Raw genomic sequence first — 26,097 nt, 5'->3', positions numbered from 1 at the left:
GGACGCAGGTATCAACAGGAGCATGGTGCGTCTGGCCCAGCCCCACCGACGCGGATGGCTCGGCCGGCCAGGTGATCGACACCTTGCTCGCTCACGCTCCGTCGAGGGCCCTGAGCCTGAGTTCCTGGTCGGCGGCGAGGGCCAGGAGTTCGTCGTCGTGGCTGATGACGAGCACGGTGATGCCTTCGGCGGCGAGCTCGCGCATGATCCGCGCGACGGAGTGCAGGTGACGGCGGTCGACGCCGGAGCTGGGCTCGTCGAACACGACGATCCGGCGAGCGCCGAGCCGGGCTGCGGCGACGACCAGGCGTTGCTGCTGCCCGCCCGAGAGGGACAACGGGTGCCGGTCCCGCAGGGACTCGAGGTCGAGGTCACGCAGGAGGCCGCCGACCTGCTGCGCGCCGGACCCGCTGAGTCTGAGCTCGGCGCTCACGCTGTCGGTGAACAGTTGCCGTTGCACGTCCTGCATGACGAGACCGCTCACGCGCTGGCGTTCGGCCCGGCCGAGCCGCCGCCCGTCCAGCGACACCTCACCCTCGTGCCGTTGCAGGCCGGTCAGTACGCGGGCGAGCGTGCTCTTGCCGGCGCCGTTCTGGCCGGTCACGGCGGTGATCGCGCCGGCTGGCAGGTACGCCTCCTCGATGTCGAGCACCCGGCGGCCGTGGAAGGCGCACCGGACGCCGCGCAGGGTCACGCCTGCCCCCGAGCGCCGCGCCGAAGGCGTGCCCGGGTCGACGCTGGGGCCCTGGGCGAAGACGCGGGGTGCCTCCGGGCGCCGGACGGGCTTGAGGGAACGCAACCCTTCGGCCGCCAGGGTGTCGTCGTCGAGGGCGGCGAACTCCGCACCCCGCCACTGCGCGTCGACGCGGCCCTCGCGCAGGGCGACGACGCGGTCGGCGACGCCGCGCAGGAAGTGCAGGCGGTGCTCGGCGATGACGATGGTCGCGCCGCTCGCGCGGAGCCGGGCCAGCGTGGCCGTGAAGCGCTCGATCGCGGCGGCGGACAGGTTCGAGGTGGGCTCGTCGAACAGCAGCAGCGACGGATCGTGAGCGGTCGCGGCGGCACATGCAACCTGCTGTTGCTGTCCACCGGACAGGTTCTGCAGCCTGCGTCCGACGAGAGGGCGCAGGTGGTGGCCGGTGGCGACTGCGCTCACACGTTCCCTGATGCGCTCGGCGGGCTCGCCGAAGTTCTCCATCGCGAAGGCGAGTTCGGCCTCGCACTCGTCGGTGAAGAACTGGCGGCGGGGATGCTGGAGCACGGTGCCGGTGCGGCGGCCGACCTGGTCGAGCGTCAGGTCGGCGACGGCCTGCCCGTCGAGGTGCACGGTGCCGTCGAGTTCGCCGTCGTGGAAGTGCGGGATGAGGCCGTTCATGAGCCTGAGCGCGGTGCTCTTGCCCGATCCGCTGGGTCCGCACAGCACGACCGTCTCCCCTTGCCGCACGTGCAGGGTGAGGCCGTCGAGCGTGGGGCTTGTCGCGCCGGCGTAGGTCCAGCGCGCCCCGTCGATCCGGATCACCACAGGACCGTGGCCGTGCCCAGCGCCAGCGCGGCGAGAACGGCCGCGCCGTCTGCGGCGGCGAGCCGCGGCGGGCGCATGGCGGTGGGGCGCGCGGTCGAGCCGAGCCCGCGTAGCAGAGCGGAGGCGGACAGGTCCTCGGCGACGCGCAGGCTGGAGGCGATGAGCGGGACCGTGAAGCGTTCGATGCCGAGCACGGGGTGGCGCAGCATGCCGCTCCATCCGCCGATCCCCCGTAGCCGCATGGCGTCGTACACGGCGCGGGCCTCGGCGAAGATCGTCGGCAGGAACCGCAGCATCACGGCCGCGGAGACGGTGATCGCTCTCGGCACCCGGGCGGCGCGCAGCGCCGCCGTCAGCTCCGTGGGAGAGGTCGTGGAGATCAGGTGCAGGGCCACGCCGCCGATGGCGACGAAACGGACGAGGTACGCGGCCAGGGTCGCGACCATGCCGACCGCCGGATGCGGGAGGAGTACCGGTAGCAGGTAGGCGACCGTTCCGATGGCGGCGGCACCGGCCGGCAGGGCGAGCGCGCGTACCCAGGCACCCTCGTTGAGCGCGAGCAGCACGCCGAGGACGAGCGCCGCGAGCACGAACGAGGCGCCCTGCGGGGCCATGACCACCAGGCTCGTCGCGAACACGAGCAGCGCTTTGGTCCGCGGGTCCAGCCGCAGCAGCGGGCTCGGGCGAGCCGCCGTCGCGGCGCGCCCGCGCGACGCCATGGTGCCAGTGCTCACGCCAGGCCCGCCTTCTCGAAGTGCTTGCGGGTCAGCCGCACGCCGAGCAGCCCGCCGAGCAGGCCGAAGACGATCGTGGAGACGTCGAAGGCGAGCAGGACCGGCGGGGAGAGCAACGTCTGCATCTGGCTGACGAAGTCGGCGCCCATCGCCTGCATCGAAGGTCCGGTGAAGTAGGCGTCGCGGTCGTAGAAGATGGGCATCATCGGCCCGGCGTACCAGGCGGAGTAGACGGCGTAGGCGAGCACGCTCAGGCGGCGTGAGGCGTACCGGCCGGCCCAGATGATCAGCTCCGCGGCCAGCGCGCATCCGATGGTGATAACGAAGCTGATCAGCGGATGCCCGGTGAGCATGAGGAACCCGCCGGTGATGATCGCGAAGACCGTGACCATGCCCGCGTGCCGTACCCGGGTGAGGAACAGCATGAACGGGACTCCGGCGGCCACGATGCTCGCGACGAGGGCGGCCAGCATGACGGCCGGGTTGAGGAAGCCCAGCATGTTGATCGCGAACACGACGGCGAGGTAGAGGGCGCCGAAGACGCCGATGTTGATGAGGTCTCTCGGGCTCATGCGCAGGTCGAGACGGCGCTCGGGCGGAGTGGTCGTGGTCACGGTGTTCCCTTCGAGGCGAGTTGCCAGCCGCGGGCGCGTACCCGCTCGTTCCAGAAGCGGGCGTAGGTGCCTCCCGCGGCGAGGAGCTCGTCGTGGTCGCCCTGCTCGGTGATCTTTCCTCGGTCGAGGACGAGGATGCGGCCGGCGGCGACCACGGTGGACAGGCGGTGGGCGACGACGATGACGGTGCGGTCGCGGGCCAGTTCGGTGATGGCGTCGGCGACGGCGGCCTCGTTGGCCGCGTCGAGGGCGGCCGTGGCCTCGTCCAGGAGCACGACGGGAGCGTCCTTGAGCAGGGCGCGGGCGATCGAGACCCGCTGCTTCTCGCCGCCGGACAGGGTCGAGCCCGCCTCGCCGACCCGGGTGTGCCAGCCGTCGGGGAGGCGTTCGACGACCTCGTCGAGCCGCGCGATGGCGGCCACGCGGTCGAGGTCGGCGTCGCTCGCGTCCGGCGCGGCCATGCGGAGGTTGTCGGCGATGGTGCCCTCGAACAGGTAGACGTCCTGGAACACCTGTGCCGTCAGCCGGGACACGCCCGCGCTCCCGAGCTCGCGGACGTCCCGCCCGCCGATGGCGACCGTGCCCGCGTCGACGTCGAAGAAGCGGCCGATGAGCTTCAGCAGCGTGCTCTTGCCCGCGCCGGACGGCCCCACGATGGCGGTGAAGCTCCCCGGCGGGATCGTCACGTCGACGCCGTCGAGGACGACCGGGCCGTCCTCGTAGCCGAAGCGGACTCCGCGCAGCTCGATGCCGGAGCCCGCGGGCTCGGCGGGGCGCTCCGGCTCGGGCAGCGGTGGCACCGCCAGCAGCGCGCGGACGCGCCCGATGGCGTCGGCGTTGACCTGTACGTGCCCGGCCAGCTCGCCGAGCTGGGTGATCGGGTCCAGCATGCGCAGGGTGACGATCAGTACGCCGATCATGACCGGAAGCGCGATGGCGCTCTGCAGGGTGAGTGCGACCGCGAGCGCGATGACGGCCGTGACCACGAGTTGCAGGGTGCCGAAGAACACGATCAGCCCCCACGCGCCGCGGATCGTCAGGCGGGACTGCGACCCTTCCTGACGGATCAGGGACTCCTCCAGCGTGCCCATCTCCGGCCGGTCGAGCACACCGTAGGCACGCAGGACCGGCTGCTGGCGGGCGTACTCGACGATGCGGGAGGACGTCGCGCCGATGTCGTGCTCGTAGTCGTCGTCGTTACGGCGGACGATCACCATGAGCAGCCGCAGCGCCAGGGCGCACACCACCGCGCCGGCGGTGAAGGCCAGGCCGATCCGCCAGTCGAGCAGGAAGCTGCCGATGATCATGACCGTGGGCGCGGTCACACCGACGACGACATGCCTCAGCAGGTGGGCGGGGATGTTGGCCACGTCCATGGTGCCCTTGCCGAGTATGCGCCCGACCGGTCCGGTACGGTCGCCGCCGAACCAGCCGATCGGGAGCGTGGCGAGGTGGTTGCCGATGCGCTCGTGGAAGCTGGTGAGCACGTCCGTGCCGACGAGGTAGCCCAGCGAGGTGCTCTTGGCCAGCAGCACGTGATGGACGCCGACCGCGGCGACGATCGCGCCCAGCCAGAGCCAGAACCGGCTCCAGTCCACGGGCGGGCTCGTCAGGCTCGCGACGAGCGGCGCCACGAACAGGAAGCCCAGTCCCTGCAGGACTCCCTGCGCCGCCTGTGCCATGAGCATGACCCGCAGATGACGCCGGCCCTTCTCGTCCAGCACCTCGGACAGGTATCGGATCATGGTGATCATCAGCGCGTCTCCGTTCCGGCCACGATGTCCTCGCGCGTGCGCTGATCGTGCTCCCACAGGCGCGCGTAGAGCCCGTCGAGAGCCAGCAGTTCCTCGTGCCGCCCCCGCTCCACCACCCGGCCGCCGTCCAGCACGACGATCCGGTCGGCGCCGCGCACGGTGCTCAGCCGGTGGGCGATGACCAGCACGGTGCGGTCGCGGGCGACCTCGCTCAGGGCGTCCTGGATGCGGGCCTCGTTCTCCGGGTCGGCGCTCGCGGTCGCCTCGTCCAGCACCAGCACCGGCCGGTCGGCGAGGATCGCGCGGGCGATGCACACCCGCTGCCGTTCGCCGCCGGACAACTCGGCGTCCTCACCGGCCACGGAGTCGAGTCCGCGGGGCAGTTCGTCGAGGCGGTCAAGGATCTGTGCCTTGGCGGCGGCGGCGCGAACGGCCGCGTCGTCGGCGTCCGGGCGGGCCAGGCGGATGTTGTCCCTGATGCTCATGCGCAGCAGCGCCGCGTCCTGGAAGACGAAGGCCACGTGGCGGTACAGCTCGGCGGGGTCGATGTCACGCAGGCCGACGCCGTAGAGCTCGACGGTCCCCTCCTGCGGGTCGTCGAAGCGGGGCAGCAGCTTGGCCAGCGTGGACTTGCCCGAGCCGGACGGGCCGACCAGCGCGGTCACCGTGCCGCGTTCGAGGTCCAGGTCCACTCCGTCCAGCGCCACGGTGTCGCCGTAGGCGAAACGGACCCCGCGCATCCTGACCACGGGGCCCGGCGTGTCCTGGTCGGGCACGACCGGGCGGGCCGGGACGGGCAGTTCGGGGCCGGAGAGCACGTCGCGGATGCGCCGGGCCACGCTCATGGCCGTGACCAGCGGATGGATCGACATCATGACCGTCATCAAGCCCGCGGTGGTGACCGTACCGAACACCAGGAAGGCGATGAAGCTCTCGACCGGCAACTGACCCGCCGCGGTGAGCGCGCCTCCCGCGCTCGCCATGACGACGAGCACGCTGGGCGGCGACAGGAGGATCTCCGCGATGACGCCCGCAGAGCTCGTCGAGCGGGCCCAGTCCAGGAAGAACCGCGCGAAGCTCCGCGAGACGTCCCGGAAGCGGCTGCTGGCGGCGCCGGGCGCGCCGAACGCCTTCACGACGCCGATGCCGTTGACGAACTCGACCGCGGCGCCGTTGAGGCGGGTCAGCCACTCCATGAACTCCGGGTACTTCGTGCCCGCGTCGGCCATCGCCCGCTGGTAGACGACCAGCCCGACCACCATGGGCAGCAGGCCGACCAGAGCCATGCGCCAGTCGACGACCACGAGGTACACGATCGCCACCACCGGCGGGACCGCAGCCGCGGTGACCTCCACCACGGAGTGCGCGATGAGCTGGTGAAGTGCCGCCACGTCGTCCTCGACGGTCTTCTTCACCGTTCCGGAGTTGCGATCGGTGAACCAGCCGAGGGGGAGCCTGCGCAACTTGCCCAGCAGGGCGCGGCGGATGCCGAAGGAGACCCGGATGTCGGCCAGATGTGTCAGAACGCCCGCGCCGAAGGTGCCGAGCTGCTTGACCGCCAGCGCCACGAGCGCGACTACGATGATCGGCCACACGTCCGTGTCACCGCCCAGCAACCGGCGGCTGATCTCCACCACGGCCACCAGGGGCGCCATGCCGGCGAGCGCGCTGACCGCGGTCAGGAGACCGCAGCCGATCAGTGTGGCGCGTGCCGGAGCCAGCACCGATGGCGCCCGCTGCGCCGTTGCCATCAAGGACATTCCCCCACCTTTCACCTCAAGCCGGACAGCGAGAGAGTAACGATAATCATTTTCGAGCGCTAGAGGCATCTCGCTTCGCGAACTCTTGCGTACTTAGTACACTAAAGCAAGGGTAGCCTTACTTCAGGGTCGGCAGTAGGCTCGCGCCACTACAGTGGAGGGAGTGATCGCCCGTTCGAGTGCCAGCCGACGCCGCCAGTTCCTCACCCGCGAGGTGGTGGTGGCCGCCGGGCGCCGGGTGGCCGAGTCCGAGGGCATCGAAGGGCTGACCATCCGCCGGGTCGCCGCCGAACTGGGCGCGGCGCCGATGGCGATATACCGGCATGTCGAGGACAAGCGCGAACTGATCCTCGCCCTGCTGGACGACGTGGCGAAAGGGCTGCCGCCGCTACCAGGCGACGAGGGCACGCCGCAGGAGCGCCTGGTCACCGCGTTCGCCGGGCTGGACGCCTATCTCGCGCGGCATGTGTGGGTCGTCGAGATCCTGCGGCAGGGCGAATGGTTCGCCCCCCGGGCCACCTTGATGTTCACCTGGGCCCTGGACCGGTTCGGCGACCTCGGCCTCGACGACCACCGCGCCACCGACGCCTACCTCCAGCTCTGGTGGTACGTTCTCGGCCACCTGAGCTTCCTGCCCGCCGCCACCCCCGAACGACGCAGTTCCCGCGAGGAACTGCTGGCGTCCGCGGCGGAGGATCCGGAACGCATCCACCGCGTGTTCCGCGCCTTCGACCACGAGAGCGCCTTCCTGACCGGGCTCCGCACTCTGGTGAACGCCCTCGCCCGTCCCGGCCGCGACTGATCCGATCATCGGGACCATACCGATGCCGTCGTTTGAGCGCGAAGTCATCGACGCCCAGCACGCGTGGGGTCCGCAGCGGTGGCAGCGGCACTCGCATGAGCAGGCGCAGTGCCGTGGACCTCGAGATCGTGATGGCCAGGACCACTGACAGTCGGGCACCCGCCCGGCCGGCCAGTTCCTTGACCACCGCGCCTACCTGGCCGGTGAGCCTGTTCGTCCAGACCCGCAAACACCACACCCGTAAGATCGTCGATCTTCAGCACGGCCCAGGCCGGCAGATGATCACTCAGCGCCACCACCGATTACGGAGCCAGAGCCGACCATCCGCGAAACGATCAAACCCGCGTCCACCGCAACGAGCCGGAGGATAAAGAACAGCTCAGGCGTATCCCTTTGACCAGGGGTCGCCGTCGAGCGGGGTGAGCTCGAAGGCGGGGTGGAGTCCGGCTTCGGCGTTGAGCACCCAGGCGACCTCCCCGTAGGGAGCGACCAGCCAGCGTCTGCCCTCGTGTTCGATGACGGTCACGGGCTGGGTGCGCAGGCGGCCGCTCTTGCGGCCCCGGGTGGTCAACAGGTGGCAATGGGGGATCAGACCGGCACGGATGAGCACGCCGACGATCACGTTGCCCGCCCGTGTGATCCGGCTCGCACGGTACGGTCCGGTCGGCCCGGCGACCTTGCCGGAGTGGCCGGTGGTCATGTCATGCACCTTTCATCGGTCGTGTGGTGGAGGCGTCGCTCAGAGCGGCCTTTGTCATCTTTTGCCTGCTCTCTTCGGCTTCAACGCGGCGGCGATGACCGCGGCGACGTCGTACTCGTCGACCGGTGCCGGCGAGGCGTCGGGGAAGGCGTTGTACACCGTGTCCTCGGTACGGATGGCGGGCGCCCATGACAGGTCGTTGGCCATGAACGCGGGCCGGAGGCGCGTACGGCGTCCTCGTTGGCGCGATGCTGCCGCTCGATCACGCTGGGCTCACCGGGGAGGGAGGCCGAGGACAGCAGGACGATCCTGCGTACACCGGCCATACGCGCGTTCGCCAGCAGGTCGGCGAGGGGCCAGCCCGGTACGGGGAACAGATAGACCACGTCCACGCCCTCGAACGCCACCCCGGCGGACGCCGCCACCAGGAGATCGCCGGGCATCGTCGGGACGTCTGGTCAGCGTCCGTACTTCCGCGCCTGCCGCGGTGAGTTCGCGAACGACCCGGCTGCCCGGCCACAAGGATCATGTGCTTGCTCCTCCCTCAGATGTTCAGCAGGGCAATGCTGTAGACGACGATCCAGGAGGCCCAGCCGAGCCAGCCGAACAGGCCCGTCAGTGCGATGCGGTTGGTGCTGTCGGCGTTGTACGGGGCGGCCGTGGAGGAAATGAACAGCAGGGCGGCGCTGATCCAGCCCAGCCACGCGTGCCAGGCGGGGATGAACGCGAGGCCGGCTCCCGCGGCGGTGAAGCCGAGTACCGCGATGGCCAGGAAGACCTGGTTGAACCCGAAGAGCACGTTGCTGAACGCCCACAGCCCGGCTACCGAGCCGCGGTGATGTCGGGCGGCCGCGGTCATCCCGAAGCGCAGTGATTCGACCACCATGAAGGTGGCGTTCTGCATGAGGACGCCGGCGAAGCCGGTCAGGGCCCAGATATTGCTGGCGGTCTGGTCGCCGCGCCAGAGCACGGCGAGCAGACCGGCGGCGAACAGGGTGGTGAACAGCCAGCTGGCCGGCGCGAAGACCGAGGGGAGGTTGATGCGTTTGCCGACGGCGGCCAGCGCGTCGGTGTTCGCCTCCAGGGATTGGCCGGAGGTGGGGAGCGGGAGCCCGGCCCGGACGTAGATGACGTTGATGACGACTGCGAGCAGGACGAATCCGATGCCTGCCGCGCCCGCCAGACTGGTGACGGTCACGGCGCCAACCAGTTGAATTTACGATACATATATTGAATATAAGCGGCGGAAGGGCTTGATGCAATCATGGAGAACGAGCCAGGACGACGCCGCTACACCTCACTGCGCCGCGTGGCACAGGCACATCAGACGCGAGCGGAGATCGCCGACGCCGCGCACAAGGATGGGGGGCGACCACCGTGCGCGACGTCGCTCGGGAAGCCGGGGTCGCCGTCCCGACCGTGTACGCCGCGTACCAGAACAAGGCAGGGCTGGTCTGGGCACTGGCCGACGCCGCGGACCTGGCCGCCGACCTGCCCCAGGCGATCGACGAACTGGAAGCCACCACCGACCCCCGGCGACACCTGGCCGCCATGGCCGGCTACGACCGGCGCCTCTCTGACGGCCACTCCCTCCAGCCCCCGCTTGTCCTGACATGGATCTCAGCGGACTTTGGAGAGGTGGCCTGGTGAGGGGCTATCCGATCTCGCGTACGCGCCGTGGATGGCCTGGCTGGCGCTGGCTACCACTCGACCAGGAGCTGGTCCACGCCGTAGACCGCCCTGTCCGTCCGCATCGGCACCTGCTCGGGGAGCACAGCGAGCTTCAGCGTCGGGAAGCGCCGCAGCAGCGCGGGATAGGCGATGCGCATCTCCATACGGGCGAGCTGCCGGCCGAGGCACTGGTTACACGCCGTGGCCGAACAGGTCCGAATCGGTGAAGCGTGCGGGGTCGCGGTTGACTCCGGTCATGGGGAACTTCTTGGTACGTCGACGTGGTTCATGATCATCTCTGTCGGGCCCAGTCGCCGTAGAGTTCGACGTAGGCCTGCCCGCTCACCGGCCGGCCGGCGTAGGTGCCGGTGACGGCCGAGTCCGCCTCGTACAGTCCGGAAGGCTGGCCGGGGTAGCGGATGTCGAGCTCCTGGTCGGTGACGAGAGACCGCACGGTGAGATCGGCCCGCAGGCCCGGGATCTTCACCTTCCATCGGGTGGGATAGTTCTGCCCGGTCAGGGGGCTGCGCCAGTGTCCTCCGGCGTTCTTCGCGAGAGGGACCATGGGCGCGATCGTCTGGCGCCCGTCGCGGTGCAGGATCGTGGCGTACGCTTTCTCGTCGCGGGTGCCGACCAGGTCCCAGACGTTGAGGCGGTCACCGTTGCCGAGGTGGACGGCCATCCAGGTCCAGCGCTTGATCTTGGACCATTCCCAGTCGCCCCATTGCCGGTCGAGCCATGACTCCCCGCGTACGGCGTGGGTCGTTCCCTTGACGGTGAGGTGCCCGCTCGTCTTCAGGCTGGGAAGTGAGTAATAGTAACTCTGGCCTTCGGCGAACGGGATCAACCCGGTTCCGCCTGGGTAGAGAGCCGGTCCCGAGTGTCGCAGGACGAGCTCGACGCGGCCGTCGGGGAGGGTCGCCTTGAGGGTCATCGCCTCCATCGGGCCGGTCAGTGATGCCTTGGGCGTACGAACGTCGAGCTTGGAGTCCGAGAAGCTCACCTCCTCCAAGGGGAACCGTTCAACGAGGGAGTAGTGTTTTCCGTTCTTCTCGTCGGTGATGGCCGCGTGCACCTCCGGTCCGGCGCTCGACCGGTTGATCGTGACCTCGTAGCCGAAGCGACGGTCGCCTGCCCGCACGTGCCCGACGACGTACCACCACTCGAAGGGGGACGACGGGTGGTTCGCCTGGTCCGCCGGCAACCGGACGAATTTCGGAAATCCCCGGTCCGGCTGGGACACCTTCGTCATGGGCGCCGCCGATGCCGGGGTCACCGCTCCGGCCAGCCCGACGGCGGTCAGGCAGAGAGCGACCGCGATGTGCTTCTTGCGCATGGTCCTTCGTTCCTTTCAGGGTGGGTGTGTTGAACCGCCGGCCGTCTGGTCCACCAGGTGGCCACGGCCGTGGCGAGGAGCACGGCGACCACCGTGTACAGCGCGGCGGGCATGGCCTGGACCAGGTTCGTCCCGGTTTGCAGGAGCGCGCCGACGACGGCCGTGCCGAGCACGGTGCCGACCTGGCGCAGGGTGCTCACCACTCCGGACGCCGCCCCGGCGAGCTCCGGCGGGACCTCCCGCATGGCCAGCGTGTTGGCCGGCGCGAACACCGCGCCCGCGCCCACTCCGCACAGGAGCATCCCGGGCAGCAGCGCGAGGGCGTTCGTCTGCCCGTCGCTGAACAGCGCCAGCAGGACGAACCCGGCGGCGAAGACGGACAGGCCGAGCCCGAAGATCAGTCGCGGGTTCACCCGGTCGGCGAGCCTGCCGGCGAGCGGCGAGATGATCAGGGTTGCCAGCGACGGCGGTGCCAGCATCAGTCCCGCCTGCGTCGGCGAGAGCCCGAGCACCGACTGCAGGTAGAGGGTGTAGGTGATCAGCAGGCCGGCCGTGGCGAACAGGGCGGCCATGAGCACGGCGTTCATCAGCCCGAAGTTGCGGTCGTGGAAGAGCCGGAAGGGCAGCAGCGGCGTGCGCTCTTGCGCTGAGCGTTGCTGGGCCAGGAAGGCGCCGAGGAGGAGGCCGCCGAGGCCGGCCAGGTAGAGCTCGCCGCCCAGGAGCGCGAACACCAGCACGGACAACCCCGCCGACGACAGCAGCACGCCGATCGGATCGAACCCGGCCGCCCGCCCCTGCCGGGGGGCGCCGCCCGGCGGGATGACGATGCGGGCGGCCACGAACGCGAGCACGCCGAGCGGCAGGTTGATGAGGAACACCGACCGCCAGCTCAGGGTGTCGACGAGCACGCCGCCCACGGCGGGGCCGGCGATGGTGGCCAGCCCGGCGACGCCGCTCCACACGCCGAAGGCCGCGCCGCGCCGTTCAGGCGGGAAGGCGGTCATGATGATCGACAAGGTCTGCGGCATCAGCAGCGCGGCCCCGGCGCCCTGCAGCACGCGTACGGCGATGAGCTGCCCGGGATCCTGCGCCAGGCCGCACAGCCCCGAGGCGATGGTGAACACCGCCAGGCCGGCGAGAAACACGGCACGGTGCCCGTAGCGGTCGCCAAGGCGGCCGAAGGTCAGCAGCAGTCCGGCGAAGGCGAGCGTGTAGCCGTTGAGCGCCCATAACGCCTGGCCCAGTGAGGCGCCGAGGTCGGCCCGCAGGCCGGGGATCGCGATGTTGACGATGGTGGTGTCCAGCATCGTCATGAAGAAGGCCAGGCAGACGGTGGCGAGTACGCCTCTCCTCAATTCAGTGCTCCCTTCCGAAGCGCCTTCAGCATGATTTTACGCACTATATATTCAATATAGTCACCGGAAGCTCGACCCGGACGCCGGGGTGCGAGACGTGTACCGCTCGGAACATCTCACTGCGATCAGGCGGTGGCGATCGACGCATTGACGGCCAGGCCGTTCGAGGTCGCCGTGCTGATCTTGATGGTGACGGTCTGCCGGGTGGTGGTCAGCGGCGGGTGTAGATGACGGTCGAACTGGTGGGCGGCAGGTACGCCAGATCACCCGGCGCGGCCTGTGCCGGTACGGCGGCGAAGATAGTTGTTTCGTGATCTGCTGAGGCCAGGATGTGTGGCGGGGTTCAATGGCGACCATGATGCGTAGAGGTCTATCCGCCGCTGTCGTCGCTATCGCGTTCGCCGCTCTCACATCGTGTTCTTCGGCTTCTTCGGACGGGTCCCGCTCCGGGTCACTGGCGTCCGACTCCACGTCTTCTCCCCAGGAGACGGCCACGCCGCCACCCTCGCCAACGGGGCCGTGCGCTGGCGGAACGTGTGAGGTCAAGGTCGCCGTGGGCGACGTGGTGACAGTGCCGGAAACATACGGCCTCGGGCCGATCGAGGTGAAGGCGATCACCCGCGACGCGGTCGAGATGGCCGCGCCGCTGACGGGGTCGGGCTACAGCCTTTCGGGCTGTAACGGTGGTGGCGGCGTATCGGCGTCCAAGGACGGCGTGGTCGGCGGTGTCAGCTTCAGCTGCGGCAAGGGAGCCGTCGCGACCATCAACAACAGCATGAGCCTGGAGATCGTCAAGATCCACGACACCACCGCTGTCCTCCGCATCAAGCCCGCCGGGTGATGCACCGCCCAGCCCGACCATGCGCCGCCGACAGATCCGCGGTCGAGACTGACCTGCGGACGCACCGTTCGCCGTGCGACGGCGGGACGGCTCGCCGGCCCGTCCTCCAGCGTCGGACACGACCGGTCGGCGGTGAACCGGGTCCCGCAGCCGGGAGGGTCCGGTAGGAGTACCGCGACCAGTCCGTCGCCGTCGCCCTGGTCGAAGACCTCCGGCGCGGTGAGCGCGCACATGCCGGCGCCGATGCGGACGGTGGTGTCGGCGGTGATCCGCATGGGCCGTCTACCAGGTGACGGGCAGCTCGTGGATGCCGTACGCGAGGTTGCCGTGCTTGTAGGGCAGTTCGTCCACCGGAACGGCGACCCGCAGGGTGGGGATGCGCGCGAACAGAGTGGAAAAGGCGATCTCCAGTTCTGCCCGGGCGAGGTTCTGCCCGAGGCACTGGTGTACGCCGTAGCCGAAGGCGACGTGGTGCCCGTTGCCGCGGTGCACGTCGAGCCGTTCGGGCTCGGGGAACACCGCGGGGTCCCAGTCGGCGGCGGCCAGCAGGGCGAAGACCCCCTCGCCCGCGCGGATCCGGGTGCCGCTGAGCTCGGTGTCCTCGGCCGCGATGCGGGTGGTGACGAGGTCGGCGATGCTGAGGTAGCGCAGCAGTTCCTCGATGGCAGCGGGGAGCAGCTCGGGGTTGTCCCGCAGGGCGGCGAGCTGGTCGGGGTGCTCCAGCAGGGCCACGGTGCCCAGCGAGATCATGTTCGCCGTGGTCTCGTGGCCCGCGTTCAGCAGCATCAGGCACATCATGAGCAGCTCATCGCGGCGGAGCTCGCCGGCGGGCTCCAGGCGCTCGGTGACCAGCTTGCTCAGCAGGTCGTCGCCGGGTTCGTGCTGCTTGCGGGTGATCAGGCCGTCCATGTAGGCGCGCAGCCCACCCAGCGCGGCCGCGAACTGCTCGGCGGTGCTGGTCCCTGACACGCCGACCTTGCTCATGCTCTGGAAGAACTCGTGGTCGTCGTACGGCACGCCGAGCAGCTGGCAGATCACCAGTGACGAGACGGGGAGCGCGAACGCCTCGACCAGGTCCACCGGCGGAGTCATGGCGACCAGGTCGTCGAGCAGCCGGTCAACGGTGGCCTGGATGCCGGGCCGCATCGTCTTGACCCGCTTGAGGGTGAACTCCTGGATGAGCATGCGCCGGTAGAAGCTGTGCTGCGGCGGATCCATCCGGATGAACGGCGGGCGCCGCAGGACCTGCGCCTGCCCCGGCAGGAGCGTGGGGAAGCCGGGCCGGGTGCCGTCGGCGCTGAACGCCGGGCTGCTCAGCACGGTCCGGACATCCTCATACCGGGTCACCAGCCAGGCGGTGCCGCCGGTGGGCAACCGCACTTCAGAGACGGGTTGCGTGGTGCGTAGCCGGTCGTATTCCGGAGGCGGGGCGAACGGGCACCGCCGCGGGAGCGGGAAGCTCCCGCTGTCAGGAGTCGTGGTCGGGGACATCAGCCTCACCTCAGTAAACGGAGGAGAACCCTTCGCTTGCATTTGGCGCTAAGCTAGCACAACCGAAGGGATTGCCTCCACATCAACGAGATGGGTGCCGGTTTGACCGAGAACACCACCCGGCTGCGGGCCGACGCCCGTCACAACCGTGAGCAGATCATCGTCGCGGCCCGCGAGGTCTTCCTCGAGCAGGGCATCCACGCGCCGCTGGAGGAGATCGCCCGCCGCGCCGGCGTCGGCATAGCCACCCTCTACCGCCGCTTCCCCGACCGCCACACGCTCGTCCTGCAGGTCGCCCTGGAGAACCTGACCTTGGTCGGCGAGGAGCTGGACCGCGCCACCGCCGCGCACCCCGACGCCTGGGGCGCTCTCGTGCAACTCGTACGCCGCCTGGTGGAGTTGCGGCTCAGCGTCATCATGCCGGTGCTGCTCCCCGTCCTGGAGGAGGACGCACGCGGCGAAGGGGGAGCACTGAAGGCTCGACGCGACCAGCTCTACGAGCGGATGGAGCAGCTCACCCGTGCCGCCCAGCAGGAGGGGCGGCTCCGCCAGGGCATCAACCCCATCGACATCTGGCTCGGCGTCGTCAAGCTGTCCCGCCCGCTGCCCGTCATCGGCGCCGAGCTGAACGAGCTCATCACCGGCCGGCAACTGGAACTGTTCCTCGACAGCCTCGGCGGGCTCCACCCCACGACGCCAGACACCTACGAGCCGCTACGCCGGCAGCCGCTCACCCTCGACCACCTGGACCGCCACCTCAGAACGGCAGACTAACGGCGACCCAGCACCCCGTGACGCACAGGGATTGGGCCAGGGGGCGACCCGCCGTTTAACGTGGGCAACATGCCATGATCACGCGGCAGCCACGAGCCCTGGCCGGCCGGACCGCGACGACGGCCCCATCGGGGAGCTCACGCTTCCGACCGGCCCGGACAGAGGGCTAGCGACGGACCGGATACCGCAGGTGCACGGCACGCCGGCTCTGGATGACGACCGGGTCGTCGAGCAGGAGATGCCCGCTCTCGATCTTGGAGAAGTACGGGATGCCCTCGCCGAACAGCACCGGTACGAGGCTGACGCACACCTCGTCCACCAGACCGAGGGCGAGCGCCTGCTGCGTCACGTTCGCGCTGGCGATCGTGACGTTCCGGTCACCGGCGATCTGTTTCGCCCGATCGATCGCCGCTTCGACGCCGTTGACGAACGCCGTGGTCGGCCACTTCTCGGCAGCATCCGCCGGTGGCCGGTGCGTTACCACGACAACGGGCGCGCCAGCCGGATGCTTGTCGTTCCAGCCCTTGGCGATGTCGAACAGGCGGCGGCCGGCGATGAGCGCGCCCGTGTTCTCGGTCAGCTCCCGCCATGCCTCCGCACCCGCGTCATCGACCTTGAGCAAGATGTCCTCGTTGGGGTTCGGCACGGCCACATCTCCGGACTCGTACCAATCGAACAGCTCGCCAACCTGGTCATCCGGTTGCGCGATATATCCGTCCAGCGACATCGTCATGTGGCTGACGATCTTGCCCATGAGCGTCCTCCTCTTACTGCTCGGTCCGGTGGCTCCCGGCCCGTCTTACACGGTCCTGAGGTAGACCACTTTCAACGGCCGAACTCATCGCGCCCAGACAACTGATCACAACCCCACGGTGCGAGGCCGAGCCAGCCCCGCTGCGTCCCACCCCGGATCCGATCACAGACCCCGGTCGAATCATCGACCCGCACATCCGCCGCCGAAACCTGCTCGAAGGCGTCCGCCACGAATACACACATGCCGCTTGACCTGAACGGACGTAGTTTTCGGCAGCCACAGTGCCCAAGGCGTCGAGATACTCGTCGAGCCGCGGCGGCGCGGCAGGCTTCGCGCAGTTCGTCGTCGGATGGGGGGTGCCCAGGCGCAAGCAGCCGTAGTCCGTCGCGGGTGGCGCCGTTGGGTGGCACTGGGTCAGAGTTCGCTGTCCTGGGTCTCGCCCTTGGTCCAGTAGGCGGTCAGGTGCGTGGCGGCGCGGTCCAGCCCGGCGGTGCTGGTGTAGTGGCGCCGCAGCGCCCGCATGCTGTCGCGCTCGCCGCCGCCCCACACGCGTCCGGCGCCCGGCGGGAGGTGTAGTGCGGTCGCGTGCTCGTACAGCAGGCTGCCGTGTTCGCGGTCGTGGCGGTGGAGCCAGGTGACGGTGGCGTCGGCGCGGGTGGGCAGCGGCTGTTCCTCGTCACGGTCGGCGACCTCAATGGCGGCCAGCACGCGGTGACCGGCGGGAAGCTCGTCGAGAATGGCGCCGATGGCAGGCAGCGCGGTCTCGTCGCCCAACAGGAGGGTCCAGTCGGTGACGGGGTCCAGCGGGTAGGCGGGGCTCGGGCCGAACCAGATCACCTCGTCACCCGGCCGGACGCGCTCCGCCCAGCCGGAGGCGAGCTGGCCGGGGCCGTGCAGGACGAAGTCCATGTCAACCTCGAGGCGTTCTGGCCGGTGGTGGCGGATGGTGTAGCGGCGCAACCTCGGCTGGGCGAAGGGCAGCAGCGCCTTGGCGGCCTCGGTCGTGAAGGGGCGGGGCAACTCGACGCCGGGCTCGTAGAAGTACAGGGCGACGTGCTGGTCGCTGCCGTTGCTGCGGAACTCCGCCAGGTCCGGGCCCGTGAGGGTGAGGCGGGCCGTGCGGGGTGTGATATGCCGCACAGTCCGCACGGTGGTCACGTGGATACGCCCCGGCCTGCGGCTCCGGCGCTCTCCGGTCGAGGTCGTGCTCATGACGTACGGGCTCCCCACGGCTGGTTCGTGATGATCTGTTCATGAAGATACTGCCGCGTCGCTATAGGTTAGGCAAACCTAAGTTTTCAATGGCGAAGGAGTGACCGTGGAGCGTTCGCGTATTTTGTCGGGGCCGGTGGGACGTAGACGGTTCCTCGTCGGGCTCACGGGCGCCGCGGCGGCGTTGGGGCTCACGGCCTGTGGCGTGAGCGCGTCGGAAGGCACTCGGCAGGCCGGCCGTTCCGTGCCGCCGGGCGGCGGCGCCACCCGTGGCCTCGTGACGGACAACGGAACGATCCAGGTGCCCGAGAACCCTCAGCGGATCGTGGTCCTGGCGAACTACGAGGCCCTGATGCTGCTCGACCTCGGTCTGGTCCCGGTGGGCATCCCCGACGGGACGGCCAGCGAGCAACTCCTGCCGCCGGAGGTGTACGCGCGGCTCAAGGACGTCCCCACGATCGGCGCCGCGGGCACCCCCAACGCCCAGGCCATCGCCGCGCTGAAGCCCGACCTGATCATCGACCAGTTCTACAAGGACAAGTCGGCCGCGCTCACCACGATCGCCCCCGTGGCCTACTTCGACTGGGCCTCCAGCCGCGCGCTGTGGCACGAGCAGATCGCCAAGGTGGCCAAGGCGGTCAACCGGGAGACCGTCCTGGCCGAGAAGAAGACGGAGTACGAGCGCCGGCTGGCAGAGGTCAAGGCCGCCTACGCCAAGCAGATCGCGTCCACCACCTGGGCGCCGCTCAGCGGCGGCCCGAACGGGAAGTTCTTCCTCGGAACGCCGCTGGCTACCGTGATGCGCGACGTGGGGCTGCGTATCGGCGCCGGGCTGCCGGAGAACGAGGCGGGCTTCGTACCGAAGAGCTATGAGGAGATGGACGTGCTCGACGGCTGCGACGCGCTGATCTACCCGGTGCAGTTCGACGGCAAGCCGACGCCCACGACCCAGCAGTTGCTGGACCACAAGCTGTGGAAGGGCGTGCCCGCGGTCAAGGCCGGGCACGCCTTCTCCTCCAAGCACTTCGTGATGGCCAACTACAGCTTCGCGATCAGCACGGTCGACGAGATCGAGGGCATGCTGAAGCAGCTGTGACGGCGCCGCCCCGCCACGGCGGGAGCGGCCCTACTCAGGCCACACCGGTGCCGCGCCGCCTGAACAGCACCCAGGCCAGATACATCCCGCCCAGCACGGCCGTGGTCACTCCGACCGGGAGCAGGTTGTTGCGCTGCGACTCCCCCGCGACCTCGACCCAGCCGATCCGCTCGTCGATCCACACCAGGGCCGGGAAGAACTGGCTGGAGACGAAATGGGCCGCTGACAACAGCGCGGCGCCCACGCTGGCGGCCGACATCAGGCTGACGCCGGGGGCACGACCGGCCAGCACCGCGATCTGCGGCGCGGCCAGCGCCACGAACGGGATGGGCCCGGCGCTGGCCACCGCCACCCCGCACAGCCCGATGCCCACCATCGTCAGCGCGAGCCGCGAACCATTCACCGCGACACCCAGTCCGGTCGCCAGTTCGTCACCGAGCTCCAGCATCCGCAGCCGCCTGCCGAGCAGCAGCGCCACGGGCAGCAGGACCGCCATCGCCACCGCCATGATCCGCACCGAGCTCCAATCCCGCCCGTTCAGCGTCCCGACGAGCCAGACGTGGGCGTTCTGCGCGTCGTTGAGCGCGGACCTGGTGAGCAGGTAGGAGTTGACCGAACCGAGCATGGCCGTCACACCGAGCCCGATGAGCACCAGCCGGATGCCGTGCAGGCCTCCCCGGCTGGCGAGTACGGACACCAGCAGGGCCACGACGAGACCGCCGGCGACCGCGCCGGCGGCCACCGCGGCGGCGGCTCCGCTGAACAGCACGATGACCAGGATGGCGCCGGTCGCGGCGCCGCTGTTGAAACCGATCACGTCCGGGCTGGCCAGAGGGTTGCGTGAGACGCTCTGGAAGATCGCGCCGCTGGTGCCCAGCGCGGCACCCGCCAGGATCGCCAGCAGCGCCTGCGGCAGCCGTTCCTGATTGACGAAGTGGACGGCGAGCCGGTCCCCCGTCCCGTGGAACAGCGCCTCGGCCACCTCCGGCAGCGTCACCGGGTAGGTGCCCACACACAGGCTGACCAGCAGAAGAAACCCGGCCAGCAGCAGGGCCGCCGCGCTGATGAAAACAGTACGCCGGTGCGCGCGGAAGCTGATCCGCCCTGACCACAGCCGGACCGGCCAGGCCCGGCCCCCGAGGAACCCGCCCTCGCGACGGGTCTCGGTCGTCGTCACAGTGACGCCTCCCTGCGCCTGTACACCATCGCGATGAAGACGGGCGCGCCGATGATCGCGGTCACCGCGCCCACCTCCAGTTCGTCATCCGGCAGCACGACCCGGCCGATGATGTCGGATGCCAGCAGCAGCACCGGCGCGAGCAGCATCGAGTAGGGCAGCACCCACCGCAGGTCCGGCCCGGTCAGCCGGCGCGCCACCAGCGGGACCACCAGGCCGACGAAGCCGATCGGGCCCGCTGCCGCCGTCGCCGTTCCGCACAGCAGGGTCACGGTGACCACGGCGAAGGCTCTGGTCCTGACGATCCGCGTACCGAGAGCCCGGCCCAGTTCCTCGCCCAGGGCGAGCGAGTTCAGCGGTCTCGCGAGGAACAGGGCGACCACCAACCCTGCGGCCACGAAAGGCACCAGTTGCACGACGAGCTCCGGCTCCCGCCCGGCGAGCGAGCCGACCATCCAGAACCGCAGGTAGTCATAGGTGGCCGAGTCGAAGACGGTCAAACCGGCGATCACGCCGCTCAGGCAGGCGCTCACCGCGGCCCCGGCGAGCGCGAGACGCACCGGAGTCGGCCCGGCCCTGCCGGACGCGCCGAGCATGTACACGATCACCGTGGTGATCGCCGCGCCCGCGAACGAGAACCAGACCAGCGAGCCGAAGCTCGCCAGGCCCACCACACCGATGCCGAAGACCACCGCTGCGGACGCTCCCGCGTTCACGCCCAGAAGTCCCGGATCGGCGAGCGGGTTGCGGGTGATGGCCTGCATCACCGCTCCCGCCACCCCGAGCGCCGCGCCCGTCATCAGCCCGGCGAGCGTGCGCGGCAGGCGAAGCTGCCGGATCACGTCGGTGGTGTAGGAGCCGTCGCCGTTCCAGATAGCGGTCCACACCTGGGCGAGCGTGGTGTCCTTGGCGCCGATCCAGGTGCTCAGCACGACGAGGAACAGAACGAGCACCGCGAGCGCCAGCACGCCGCCACCGCGTAGCACAGCATGCACGGGGCGCGGCTTCCTCCGGCCGGCGCGCGAGCCCGGCGCCCGGATCGGGACCTCGCCCGGGCCTCGCCGGACCCGCCTGCCGAACACAACCACGCGCACGATGCAGCCTTCCCTTGCGTCCAGGAATCGCGACGGGTCCGCCGACTCGGCCGACTCGTAGCAAAGTTAGGCTAACCTAACCGCTCAGCCGAGCATCCCCGGAGCCGCACATCGAGACCCTCGGGATCGCCGCGGCGAGTGACAAGCTCGGGCCGCTCGTGTCCCGTGCCGTCCACGCCCACCGCCCCACCCGCATCAAGCGGTCCGCCGACGAACACGCCGACCTCGTCGCCCTCCGCCGTGCTCGCGACGCCGCGCAGGTGCGTGAACTGATGGCGGCCGCAGGTCGCGGTGATGTCGAGATGACCGTCTACACCTCACAGGCAGAGGCGTACGCCGACCTCGGGCTGGGCGGCTCCGACCGGTGAAGCTCCCCCTCCACATCGCCCCCAGGTTCGAGGGGCCCTTCAGCCGATCGCGCCGACGCTTCGTGTCTCCATCGTTGCTACGCTGCTCGACCTCGCCGGCGACCCGACACCGCCTGGAGCCATACCGTGCGCCGACATTCCGGGTGCCTACGAGCTAGTGACGCCGGACTTCCGCGCGCTGTACACCTACGGCCCCGACCTCGCACATGTATCGGTGTGGGTGCTTCATGGCTGGGGCTCAACGGCTCAGGTTGCGGAAGCGGCGCACCGACAGCGGGAGGAACACGGCGATCAAGGCGAGCGGCCACACGACCGCCATGAGGATCGGGTTCTGTGCGAGCCATGAGTCGCCCCCGACGCCGGGGTTGTCGAAGAGCAGCCGGGCCGCCGCCACGGTGGACGACAACGGGTTGGCCTCCGCGACGGCCCCGAGCCACGAAGGCATGAGCTCCGGCGCGACAAAGGTGTTGGTGATCATCGCGAACGGCAGCACCAGCGGGAAGAGCACCGCGGCGCTCTCGACCGACCGCAGGAGCAGGCCGATGTAGATGCCCGCCCAGATCAGGGCGAAGCGCAGCAGCAGCAACAACCCGACGGCGGCCAGGAACGCGAGGACTCCCCCGTGCGCCCGCCACCCCACCAGCAACCCGCACGCCACCAGGACTCCCAGGTCGGCAGCGGCGCGGACCATGTCGGCCAGGCTCCGCCCGGCGACGATCGCGAAGGGCGAGATGGGCATGGAACGGAATCGGTCGGTGATCCCCCGTCCGGAGTCGGCGGCGACCGCGGACGCGGTGATGACCAGACCGAAGACCATGGTCATGCCGAACAGCCCGGGCATCAGGAACTCCCGGTAGTTGCCCCCGCCGGGGACGACCATCGCGCTGCCGAAGACGTACCCGAAGAGCAGCACCGACACCACCGGGAACAGCAGCCCGCCGACGACCTCCTCCGGCGAACGCAGCCAGCGGGTCAGGTCGCGCCGTGTGATGGTCCAGCCGTCGGCCAGGGCCCACCGCGTCCTGGCGGCTCGGGTGCGGGGTGTCACGATCGTCATCGGCCTGCCTCTTTCTCATCGGTGGCCGTCTCGTGGCCGGTCAGACGGGCGAAAACCTCGTCGAGCGTGGGGCCGCGCAACGCGACGTCCCGTACGGAGACGCCGGCGTCCTGGAGCCCGCGTAGGGCGTCGGTCAGCGTGCCGGTACGGTCGCGTACCGGCACGACGAGCCGGTTGGCCTCGATGTGGATCCGCGGCGCGATCCCCGTGACGGCCGTGAGCACCTCGGCCGCGCGCTCGCACGCGTCCGCCCGGTCCACCACGATCTCGAGCCGGCCGCCCCCGACTGCCGACTTCAGCTCCCCCGGAGTGCCCTGCGCGATGACGCGACCCCGGTCGATGACCGAGATCTGGTCGGCGAGCTGGTCGGCCTCGTCGAGGTAGTGCGTGGTGAGCAGGACGGTGGTGCCCTGGGCGACCAGCGTCCGCACCTGGTTCCACACCTCCATGCGGTGCCGGGGGTCCATGGCCGCGGTCGGCTCGTCGAGGAAGAGCACCGGCGGCGCCGTGATGAAGCTGATCGCGAGGTCCAGCCGCCTGCGCATGCCTCCCGAATAGGTCTTGGCGGCGGCCCCGGCCACCCCGACCAGGTCGAACTGCTCCAGCAACTCCCCCGCCCGGCGCCGTGCCTCCCGGGCGCCGAGGTGGTAGAGGCGGCCGAACATTTCCAGGTTTTCCCGGCCGGTCAGCACCTCGTCCAGGGCGATACTCTGGCCGGTCAGCCCGATTCGGTAACGCGCCTCGGCGGTCTCGCGTACGACGTCGAAGCCGCCGACCATCGCCCGGCCCACGTCGGGGCGCAGCAGCGAGGTCAGGACGCGTACCGCCGTCGATTTTCCCGCCCCGTTCGGGCCCAGCAGGGCGCACACGGCGCCGTGGGGCACCGCGAGGTCGAAGCCGTCCAGGGCTTTGGTGGTGCCGTAATGCTTGCACAGCCCGTCGGCGAGGATCGCGTACCCGGCCGTTGCCATGACCGCACCTCCTGATGTTAACTCCACTAAGTATATGCGTCGATATACTTACATGAGAGTACGCTTGGGAGCAACAAAGTGAGCGGACCGGAGGAGCCGATGGCAGCGCACGAGGACCAGGCGGAGCCCCGGCGGCGGCTGCCCCGAGCCGAGCGGCGTGAGCTGATCCTGGCCGCCGCCACCCGCGCCTTCGCCAGGGCCGGCGGCTTCGCCCCGACCAACCTCGACGACGTCGCCGAGGAGGCGGGCATCTCGCGGATGATCCTCTACCGCCACTTCGAGTCCAAGGCCGACCTCTACCAGGCGGCGATCGACCGCGCCGCCGGCCGGCTCCACGAGGCGGCCACCGGAGGAGGCGGGCTCGGCGAGCACAGCGTGCCCGCCATGGTGGAGTGGGCCGCCCAGGACGCCGACGCGTTCCGGCTGCTGTTCCATCACGCGGCCCGCGAGCCCGACTTCCGCGACGAGATCGACCAGTTGCGCGCGGGCATGGTCGCCGCCGTCCACCCGCACATGCGCGAGCTGACCACGGACCCGGAATGGTCGAGATGGGCGGCGCAACTGGCCACCACGACGGTCATCGAAGCGATCATCATCTGGCTCGACAACGGCCGGCCCGACCCCGACCTGGCCGCGGAGCGCATACTGACCGCCGTGGACGGCGCCTATCGGGCGATCGGCCCGCAACCGCGATGACCTCGGCCTGCAACACCCCGGCACTGCGCCTGCCGAAAATTATGTCCGTGCAGATCAAGCGGCGTGTGAGTATTCGCGGAGGATTCCGCCGAGCCGGTCATGTCGGCGGATGTTCAGGTGGATGATGCGCGCCGGTTCGGTGATCGGATCCGGGGCGACGCGTCGTGGGGCCGCCTGGTCGAGGGTTTGATGGGCGCGATGTTCGTTGGAGAACTTCTCGTACTCGGCCAGGGCGTGGCGTGATGGCGATGGTGCCAAGCACACGGACGCGCCTGGTGGCGTGCTCGATGACGGCCAGGATGTACTGGCGCTGCGCCCGTTCAGGGTGACGGTTTCCATGAAGTCGCAGGCCAGGAGCGCGTCGGCTTGCAATCACAGGAGCCCCACCGGTCCTCCCCCACTAACGAGCGGCAAACGCCCATGCCACCCAGGGCTTCGCAAGGCCATGACCTGGCCGGACGGGATTTTCGGCAGGCGCAGAGCTGACCACCCTGACCTTGGGACGGCCGGGCATGGGACAACCGCGGCGTATTGTCGCGCTTCGTCCTGCGGCTCATCCGCGTGGCCACCGAGGATGTCGAGCTGCCGTCCGGCAAGGTGAAGAAGGGTGAGGGCGTCATCGCCTCCTTCACCGGAGCCGACTTCGACCCGAGTGTCTTCCCCTCCCCCGGCACCCTGGACCTCGACCGCACTCCCGATCGACCCTATCCCGCCTTCGGCCGCGGCCTCCCACTACTGCCTCGGCGCCGACCTCGCCCGAGCCTCCTCGGCGTTCTCGTCCAGCGCCTGCCCGATTTGTCGCTCGCCGTACACCCCGACGACGTGACGTGGACCTTGGACAGCCTCGTTCTTCGCCCGCCGAGCCTGCCCGTGAGCGAATGAGCGTACTTCCCAGCGCCAACTCCTTTTCTGTATGGCGTACAGTGTAGGCTGTACTGTGTATGTCATGAACAGTTAATTAAGGAGCGCGCCATCGACGAGGAGTTCGAGATTCCGACGGTCGTCGCCCGGATGTGGGGGCGGGAGCCGAGGACATCCCAGGGGCCGCGGCCCAGCCTGAGCCTGGAGCGGATCACCGAAGCCGCCATCCGCCTCGCGGACCGCGAAGGGCTGGCAGGCGTGCGGATGGGCAGCGTAGCCGCACGCCTCGGCGTGTCCACGATGGCGCTGTACGGATATGTCGCCAGCAAGGATGACCTTCTGATCGCGATGGCCGACGCGGCCACGCCTGAGCCTCCCGAGCCCGGCGAACTGTCGTGCCGGGCCTACCTGTCCGCCTGGACGCGAGCCAACCGCGACTTCCTGCTCGGTCACCCCTGGCTGCTGGAGGTGTCACCGCTGGCCCCGCCAACCGGGCCGCGGGCGCTGCGATGGCTGGACCACCTGCTGATCGTGCTGACCGGCGCCGGAGTGGCTCCAGGTGAGGCGGTCAACATCGCCACCAGCCTGTCCACGTACGCCGTCAGCGCCGCGTCTCTCGCCCACAGACTGCGGGACGGCACAGGCATGACGGGGCCAGGGGCGTACAGCGCACTGCTCTCCCATCTGGTCGACAGGCCCCGTTTTCCGGGCCTGTCGGCAGCCCTCGACGCCGGCGCCATCGGCAGCGCCCCCGAGTGGGCGGACGACGACCACGCCTTCGGGCTCAGCCTGTTGCTCGACGGCATCGAAGCGCTCATCACCAAGCGAGCGGAGGAAACACAATGATCGACGTAGTATGCGCCGCCGACCTCCACGAAAGCTACCGCCGGTCCATCGCCGAGATTTTCGTCGACGGATTCGGCCCCGATTTCGCCTTCTTCTCCACCGACCACGGAAAGCTCACCGACGTTCTCCAGCACACGCTGGTGCTCGACCTGTTCTACGTCGCTCTTGTCGACGACCGGCCGGCCGGGATCGCCGCGTGCACCAATGGCAGACAGTTGTCATTCCGGCATGACAAGCGCGAGTTGCGCAGGCATCTCGGCTTCTACAAAGGCACCATTGCCCATATCGTCTTCGGACGGGAGTTCTACAAGCCTCTCCCCTACACCAGGGACAGGCTGGCCAGCCTCGAGTTCGTCGCCACCGGAGCGAGCTACAGGGGAATGGGCGTCGCCACCACCCTGCTGACCCACCTGCTCGCCCTCCCCCAGTACGACGAGTACGTGCTGGCGGACATCGCCGACACCAACACGGCCGCTCTGGGCCTGTACGAAAAACTCGGCTTCCGCGAGTTCAAGCGTGAGAAGGTGAACCACACCAAACGGACCGGCATCAACGCCTACGTGTCCATGCGGCTCGTTCAGCCCTGAGCGGGCGTTCCGCGAGTTGACGTC

At 69.6% G+C, this 26,097-nt stretch carries 27 protein-coding genes and 3 pseudogenes; 10 read left to right on the top strand and 20 right to left on the bottom strand.

All coding sequences use genetic code 11. From position 1 onward, the window contains the following. Positions 1-91: 91 nt before the first annotated feature. From ACFWYW_RS45005 to ACFWYW_RS44985, 5 genes are read right to left on the bottom strand one after another with little or no spacing between them, the layout of a single operon-like run. Entirely contained in the window at positions 92-1,519 is a 1,428-nt protein-coding gene (locus tag ACFWYW_RS45005; protein WP_379626593.1) for an ABC transporter ATP-binding protein, read from the bottom strand. Continuing rightward, entirely contained in the window at positions 1,516-2,256 is a 741-nt protein-coding gene (locus tag ACFWYW_RS45000; RefSeq protein ID WP_379626595.1) for an energy-coupling factor transporter transmembrane component T family protein, read from the bottom strand. The genes ACFWYW_RS45005 and ACFWYW_RS45000 overlap by 4 nt, the downstream gene beginning before the upstream one ends. Beyond that, a complete protein-coding gene (locus ACFWYW_RS44995) occupies positions 2,253-2,870 on the bottom strand; it encodes an MptD family putative ECF transporter S component (protein WP_379626597.1) in 618 nt (205 codons plus the stop codon). The genes ACFWYW_RS45000 and ACFWYW_RS44995 overlap by 4 nt, the downstream gene beginning before the upstream one ends. Further along, the gene (locus ACFWYW_RS44990) at positions 2,867-4,624 is read right to left on the bottom strand and encodes an ABC transporter ATP-binding protein (protein ID WP_379626599.1); all 1,758 of its coding nucleotides are present in this window, start codon (positions 4,622-4,624) and stop codon (positions 2,867-2,869) included. The genes ACFWYW_RS44995 and ACFWYW_RS44990 overlap by 4 nt, the downstream gene beginning before the upstream one ends. After that, the gene (locus ACFWYW_RS44985) at positions 4,624-6,384 is read right to left on the bottom strand and encodes an ABC transporter ATP-binding protein (RefSeq protein ID WP_379626602.1); all 1,761 of its coding nucleotides are present in this window, start codon (positions 6,382-6,384) and stop codon (positions 4,624-4,626) included. Before ACFWYW_RS44985 ends, ACFWYW_RS44990 begins: the two co-directional genes overlap by 1 nt. A gap of 163 nt (positions 6,385-6,547) precedes the next feature. Here ACFWYW_RS44985 and ACFWYW_RS44980 point away from each other — a divergent pair, with 163 nt between their 5' ends. Continuing rightward, positions 6,548-7,186 (top strand): TetR/AcrR family transcriptional regulator, encoded by a 639-nt coding sequence (locus ACFWYW_RS44980; RefSeq protein ID WP_379626604.1) that lies wholly within the window; start codon positions 6,548-6,550, stop codon positions 7,184-7,186. Positions 7,187-7,202: 16 nt separating this feature from the next. On the opposite strand, the pseudogene ACFWYW_RS44975 reads toward ACFWYW_RS44980, so the two are convergent. The 4 genes and pseudogenes from ACFWYW_RS44975 to ACFWYW_RS44960 form a co-directional block, all read right to left on the bottom strand. Beyond that, positions 7,203-7,403: pseudogene (locus ACFWYW_RS44975) on the bottom strand (ISL3 family transposase); the annotation flags it as partial. Between the two features lie 162 nt (positions 7,404-7,565). After that, a complete protein-coding gene (locus ACFWYW_RS44970; RefSeq protein WP_379626606.1) occupies positions 7,566-7,886 on the bottom strand; it encodes a nitroreductase/quinone reductase family protein in 321 nt (106 codons plus the stop codon). A 54-nt stretch (positions 7,887-7,940) separates the two neighbouring features. Further along, the gene (locus tag ACFWYW_RS44965; protein WP_379626608.1) at positions 7,941-8,093 is read right to left on the bottom strand and encodes a hypothetical protein; all 153 of its coding nucleotides are present in this window, start codon (positions 8,091-8,093) and stop codon (positions 7,941-7,943) included. Positions 8,094-8,430: 337 nt separating this feature from the next. Then, the gene (locus tag ACFWYW_RS44960) at positions 8,431-9,084 is read right to left on the bottom strand and encodes a hypothetical protein (protein ID WP_379626610.1); all 654 of its coding nucleotides are present in this window, start codon (positions 9,082-9,084) and stop codon (positions 8,431-8,433) included. 167 nt (positions 9,085-9,251) lie between these two features. On the opposite strand from ACFWYW_RS44960, the pseudogene ACFWYW_RS44955 reads away from it, so the two are divergent. Beyond that, a pseudogene (locus tag ACFWYW_RS44955) lies at positions 9,252-9,536 on the top strand (helix-turn-helix domain-containing protein); the annotation flags it as partial. Between the two features lie 50 nt (positions 9,537-9,586). On the opposite strand, the pseudogene ACFWYW_RS44950 reads toward ACFWYW_RS44955, so the two are convergent. The 3 genes and pseudogenes from ACFWYW_RS44950 to ACFWYW_RS44940 all read right to left on the bottom strand — a co-directional run. Further along, a pseudogene (locus ACFWYW_RS44950) lies at positions 9,587-9,803 on the bottom strand (cytochrome P450); the annotation flags it as partial. A 46-nt stretch (positions 9,804-9,849) separates the two neighbouring features. Continuing rightward, positions 9,850-10,893, bottom strand: coding sequence for a lipocalin-like domain-containing protein (locus ACFWYW_RS44945; protein ID WP_379626612.1), 1,044 nt, complete (start codon positions 10,891-10,893; stop codon positions 9,850-9,852). Next, entirely contained in the window at positions 10,857-12,248 is a 1,392-nt protein-coding gene (locus tag ACFWYW_RS44940; RefSeq protein ID WP_379626614.1) for an MFS transporter, read from the bottom strand. Before ACFWYW_RS44940 ends, ACFWYW_RS44945 begins: the two co-directional genes overlap by 37 nt. Before the next feature lie 553 nt (positions 12,249-12,801). Here ACFWYW_RS44940 and ACFWYW_RS44935 point away from each other — a divergent pair. Continuing rightward, positions 12,802-13,089, top strand: a complete 288-nt coding sequence (locus tag ACFWYW_RS44935; protein ID WP_379626616.1) for a hypothetical protein — start codon at positions 12,802-12,804, stop codon at positions 13,087-13,089. A 282-nt stretch (positions 13,090-13,371) separates the two neighbouring features. Here ACFWYW_RS44935 and ACFWYW_RS44930 read toward each other — a convergent pair whose 3' ends face one another. Further along, positions 13,372-14,580 (bottom strand): cytochrome P450, encoded by a 1,209-nt coding sequence (locus tag ACFWYW_RS44930; protein WP_379626618.1) that lies wholly within the window; start codon positions 14,578-14,580, stop codon positions 13,372-13,374. A 102-nt stretch (positions 14,581-14,682) separates the two neighbouring features. Here ACFWYW_RS44930 and ACFWYW_RS44925 point away from each other — a divergent pair, with 102 nt between their 5' ends. Continuing rightward, positions 14,683-15,354: a TetR/AcrR family transcriptional regulator gene (locus ACFWYW_RS44925; protein WP_379626621.1), complete on the top strand. Its 672-nt coding sequence runs from the start codon at positions 14,683-14,685 to the stop codon at positions 15,352-15,354. A gap of 166 nt (positions 15,355-15,520) precedes the next feature. Here ACFWYW_RS44925 and ACFWYW_RS44920 read toward each other — a convergent pair whose 3' ends face one another. Beyond that, positions 15,521-16,108 (bottom strand): dihydrofolate reductase family protein, encoded by a 588-nt coding sequence (locus ACFWYW_RS44920; protein WP_379626623.1) that lies wholly within the window; start codon positions 16,106-16,108, stop codon positions 15,521-15,523. A gap of 414 nt (positions 16,109-16,522) precedes the next feature. Next, a complete protein-coding gene (locus ACFWYW_RS44915; protein WP_379626625.1) occupies positions 16,523-17,248 on the bottom strand; it encodes a siderophore-interacting protein in 726 nt (241 codons plus the stop codon). 178 nt (positions 17,249-17,426) lie between these two features. Between ACFWYW_RS44915 and ACFWYW_RS44910 the strand changes: the two genes are divergently transcribed. Continuing rightward, positions 17,427-18,416, top strand: coding sequence for an ABC transporter substrate-binding protein (locus ACFWYW_RS44910; RefSeq protein WP_379641279.1), 990 nt, complete (start codon positions 17,427-17,429; stop codon positions 18,414-18,416). Positions 18,417-18,450: 34 nt separating this feature from the next. Here ACFWYW_RS44910 and ACFWYW_RS44905 read toward each other — a convergent pair whose 3' ends face one another. Together ACFWYW_RS44905 and ACFWYW_RS44900 are read right to left on the bottom strand one after the other, a co-directional pair. Then, positions 18,451-19,593, bottom strand: coding sequence for a FecCD family ABC transporter permease (locus ACFWYW_RS44905; protein WP_379611131.1), 1,143 nt, complete (start codon positions 19,591-19,593; stop codon positions 18,451-18,453). Next, entirely contained in the window at positions 19,590-20,588 is a 999-nt protein-coding gene (locus ACFWYW_RS44900; RefSeq protein ID WP_379611130.1) for a FecCD family ABC transporter permease, read from the bottom strand. The genes ACFWYW_RS44905 and ACFWYW_RS44900 overlap by 4 nt, the downstream gene beginning before the upstream one ends. Positions 20,589-20,845: 257 nt before the next feature. On the opposite strand from ACFWYW_RS44900, the gene ACFWYW_RS44895 reads away from it, so the two are divergent. Then, complete coding sequence (locus tag ACFWYW_RS44895; RefSeq protein WP_379611128.1) at positions 20,846-21,055, top strand: hypothetical protein; 210 nt, start codon at positions 20,846-20,848, stop codon at positions 21,053-21,055. Between the two features lie 238 nt (positions 21,056-21,293). Here ACFWYW_RS44895 and ACFWYW_RS44890 read toward each other — a convergent pair whose 3' ends face one another. Together ACFWYW_RS44890 and ACFWYW_RS44885 are read right to left on the bottom strand one after the other, a co-directional pair. Then, entirely contained in the window at positions 21,294-22,112 is an 819-nt protein-coding gene (locus ACFWYW_RS44890; RefSeq protein ID WP_379611127.1) for an ABC transporter permease, read from the bottom strand. Then, on the bottom strand, positions 22,109-23,083 hold the full coding sequence (locus ACFWYW_RS44885) for an ATP-binding cassette domain-containing protein (protein WP_379611126.1): 975 nt from the start codon (positions 23,081-23,083) through the stop codon (positions 22,109-22,111). The genes ACFWYW_RS44890 and ACFWYW_RS44885 overlap by 4 nt, the downstream gene beginning before the upstream one ends. A 99-nt stretch (positions 23,084-23,182) precedes the next feature. Here ACFWYW_RS44885 and ACFWYW_RS44880 point away from each other — a divergent pair, with 99 nt between their 5' ends. Continuing rightward, complete coding sequence (locus ACFWYW_RS44880; RefSeq protein ID WP_379611125.1) at positions 23,183-23,779, top strand: TetR/AcrR family transcriptional regulator; 597 nt, start codon at positions 23,183-23,185, stop codon at positions 23,777-23,779. Positions 23,780-23,833: 54 nt separating this feature from the next. On the opposite strand, the gene ACFWYW_RS44875 is transcribed toward ACFWYW_RS44880, so the two are convergent. Beyond that, positions 23,834-24,118: a hypothetical protein gene (locus ACFWYW_RS44875; protein ID WP_379611123.1), complete on the bottom strand. Its 285-nt coding sequence runs from the start codon at positions 24,116-24,118 to the stop codon at positions 23,834-23,836. A gap of 192 nt (positions 24,119-24,310) precedes the next feature. Between ACFWYW_RS44875 and ACFWYW_RS44870 the strand changes: the two genes are divergently transcribed. From ACFWYW_RS44870 to ACFWYW_RS44860, 3 genes are all read left to right on the top strand, one after another. After that, entirely contained in the window at positions 24,311-24,661 is a 351-nt protein-coding gene (locus ACFWYW_RS44870) for a hypothetical protein (protein WP_379611122.1), read from the top strand. Between the two features lie 129 nt (positions 24,662-24,790). Then, positions 24,791-25,486, top strand: a complete 696-nt coding sequence (locus ACFWYW_RS44865) for a TetR/AcrR family transcriptional regulator (protein ID WP_379611120.1) — start codon at positions 24,791-24,793, stop codon at positions 25,484-25,486. Then, positions 25,483-26,073, top strand: a complete 591-nt coding sequence (locus ACFWYW_RS44860) for a GNAT family N-acetyltransferase (RefSeq protein ID WP_379611119.1) — start codon at positions 25,483-25,485, stop codon at positions 26,071-26,073. Before ACFWYW_RS44865 ends, ACFWYW_RS44860 begins: the two co-directional genes overlap by 4 nt. The last annotated feature ends 24 nt before the right edge of the window (positions 26,074-26,097 follow it).

It is taken from the genome of Nonomuraea sp. NPDC059023 (assembly GCF_042740095.1).
Taxonomy (GTDB): Bacteria; Actinomycetota; Actinomycetes; order Streptosporangiales; family Streptosporangiaceae; genus Nonomuraea.
Note: the sequence above shows the minus strand (reverse complement) of the source record. Positions and strands in the feature narration are given on the sequence as shown.

Bases quoted from the DNA above. Each gene is read 5' to 3' on its own strand.
- ACFWYW_RS44990 (WP_379626599.1), bottom strand. From the start codon at position 4,624: ATGATCACCATGATCCGATACCTGTCCGAGGTGCTGGACGAGAAGGGC.
- ACFWYW_RS44985 (WP_379626602.1), bottom strand. From the start codon at position 6,384: ATGTCCTTGATGGCAACGGCGCAGCGGGCGCCATCGGTGCTGGCTCCG.
- ACFWYW_RS44970 (WP_379626606.1), bottom strand. From the start codon at position 7,886: ATGACCACCGGCCACTCCGGCAAGGTCGCCGGGCCGACCGGACCGTAC.
- ACFWYW_RS44965 (WP_379626608.1), bottom strand. From the start codon at position 8,093: ATGGCCAACGACCTGTCATGGGCGCCCGCCATCCGTACCGAGGACACG.
- ACFWYW_RS44945 (WP_379626612.1), bottom strand. From the start codon at position 10,893: ATGCGCAAGAAGCACATCGCGGTCGCTCTCTGCCTGACCGCCGTCGGG.
- ACFWYW_RS44930 (WP_379626618.1), bottom strand. From the start codon at position 14,580: ATGTCCCCGACCACGACTCCTGACAGCGGGAGCTTCCCGCTCCCGCGG.
- ACFWYW_RS44920 (WP_379626623.1), bottom strand. From the start codon at position 16,108: ATGGGCAAGATCGTCAGCCACATGACGATGTCGCTGGACGGATATATC.
- ACFWYW_RS44890 (WP_379611127.1), bottom strand. From the start codon at position 22,112: ATGACGATCGTGACACCCCGCACCCGAGCCGCCAGGACGCGGTGGGCC.
- ACFWYW_RS44885 (WP_379611126.1), bottom strand. From the start codon at position 23,083: ATGGCAACGGCCGGGTACGCGATCCTCGCCGACGGGCTGTGCAAGCAT.
- ACFWYW_RS44880 (WP_379611125.1), top strand. From the start codon at position 23,183: ATGGCAGCGCACGAGGACCAGGCGGAGCCCCGGCGGCGGCTGCCCCGA.
- ACFWYW_RS44875 (WP_379611123.1), bottom strand. From the start codon at position 24,118: ATGGAAACCGTCACCCTGAACGGGCGCAGCGCCAGTACATCCTGGCCG.
- ACFWYW_RS44865 (WP_379611120.1), top strand. From the start codon at position 24,791: ATGTGGGGGCGGGAGCCGAGGACATCCCAGGGGCCGCGGCCCAGCCTG.
- ACFWYW_RS44860 (WP_379611119.1), top strand. From the start codon at position 25,483: ATGATCGACGTAGTATGCGCCGCCGACCTCCACGAAAGCTACCGCCGG.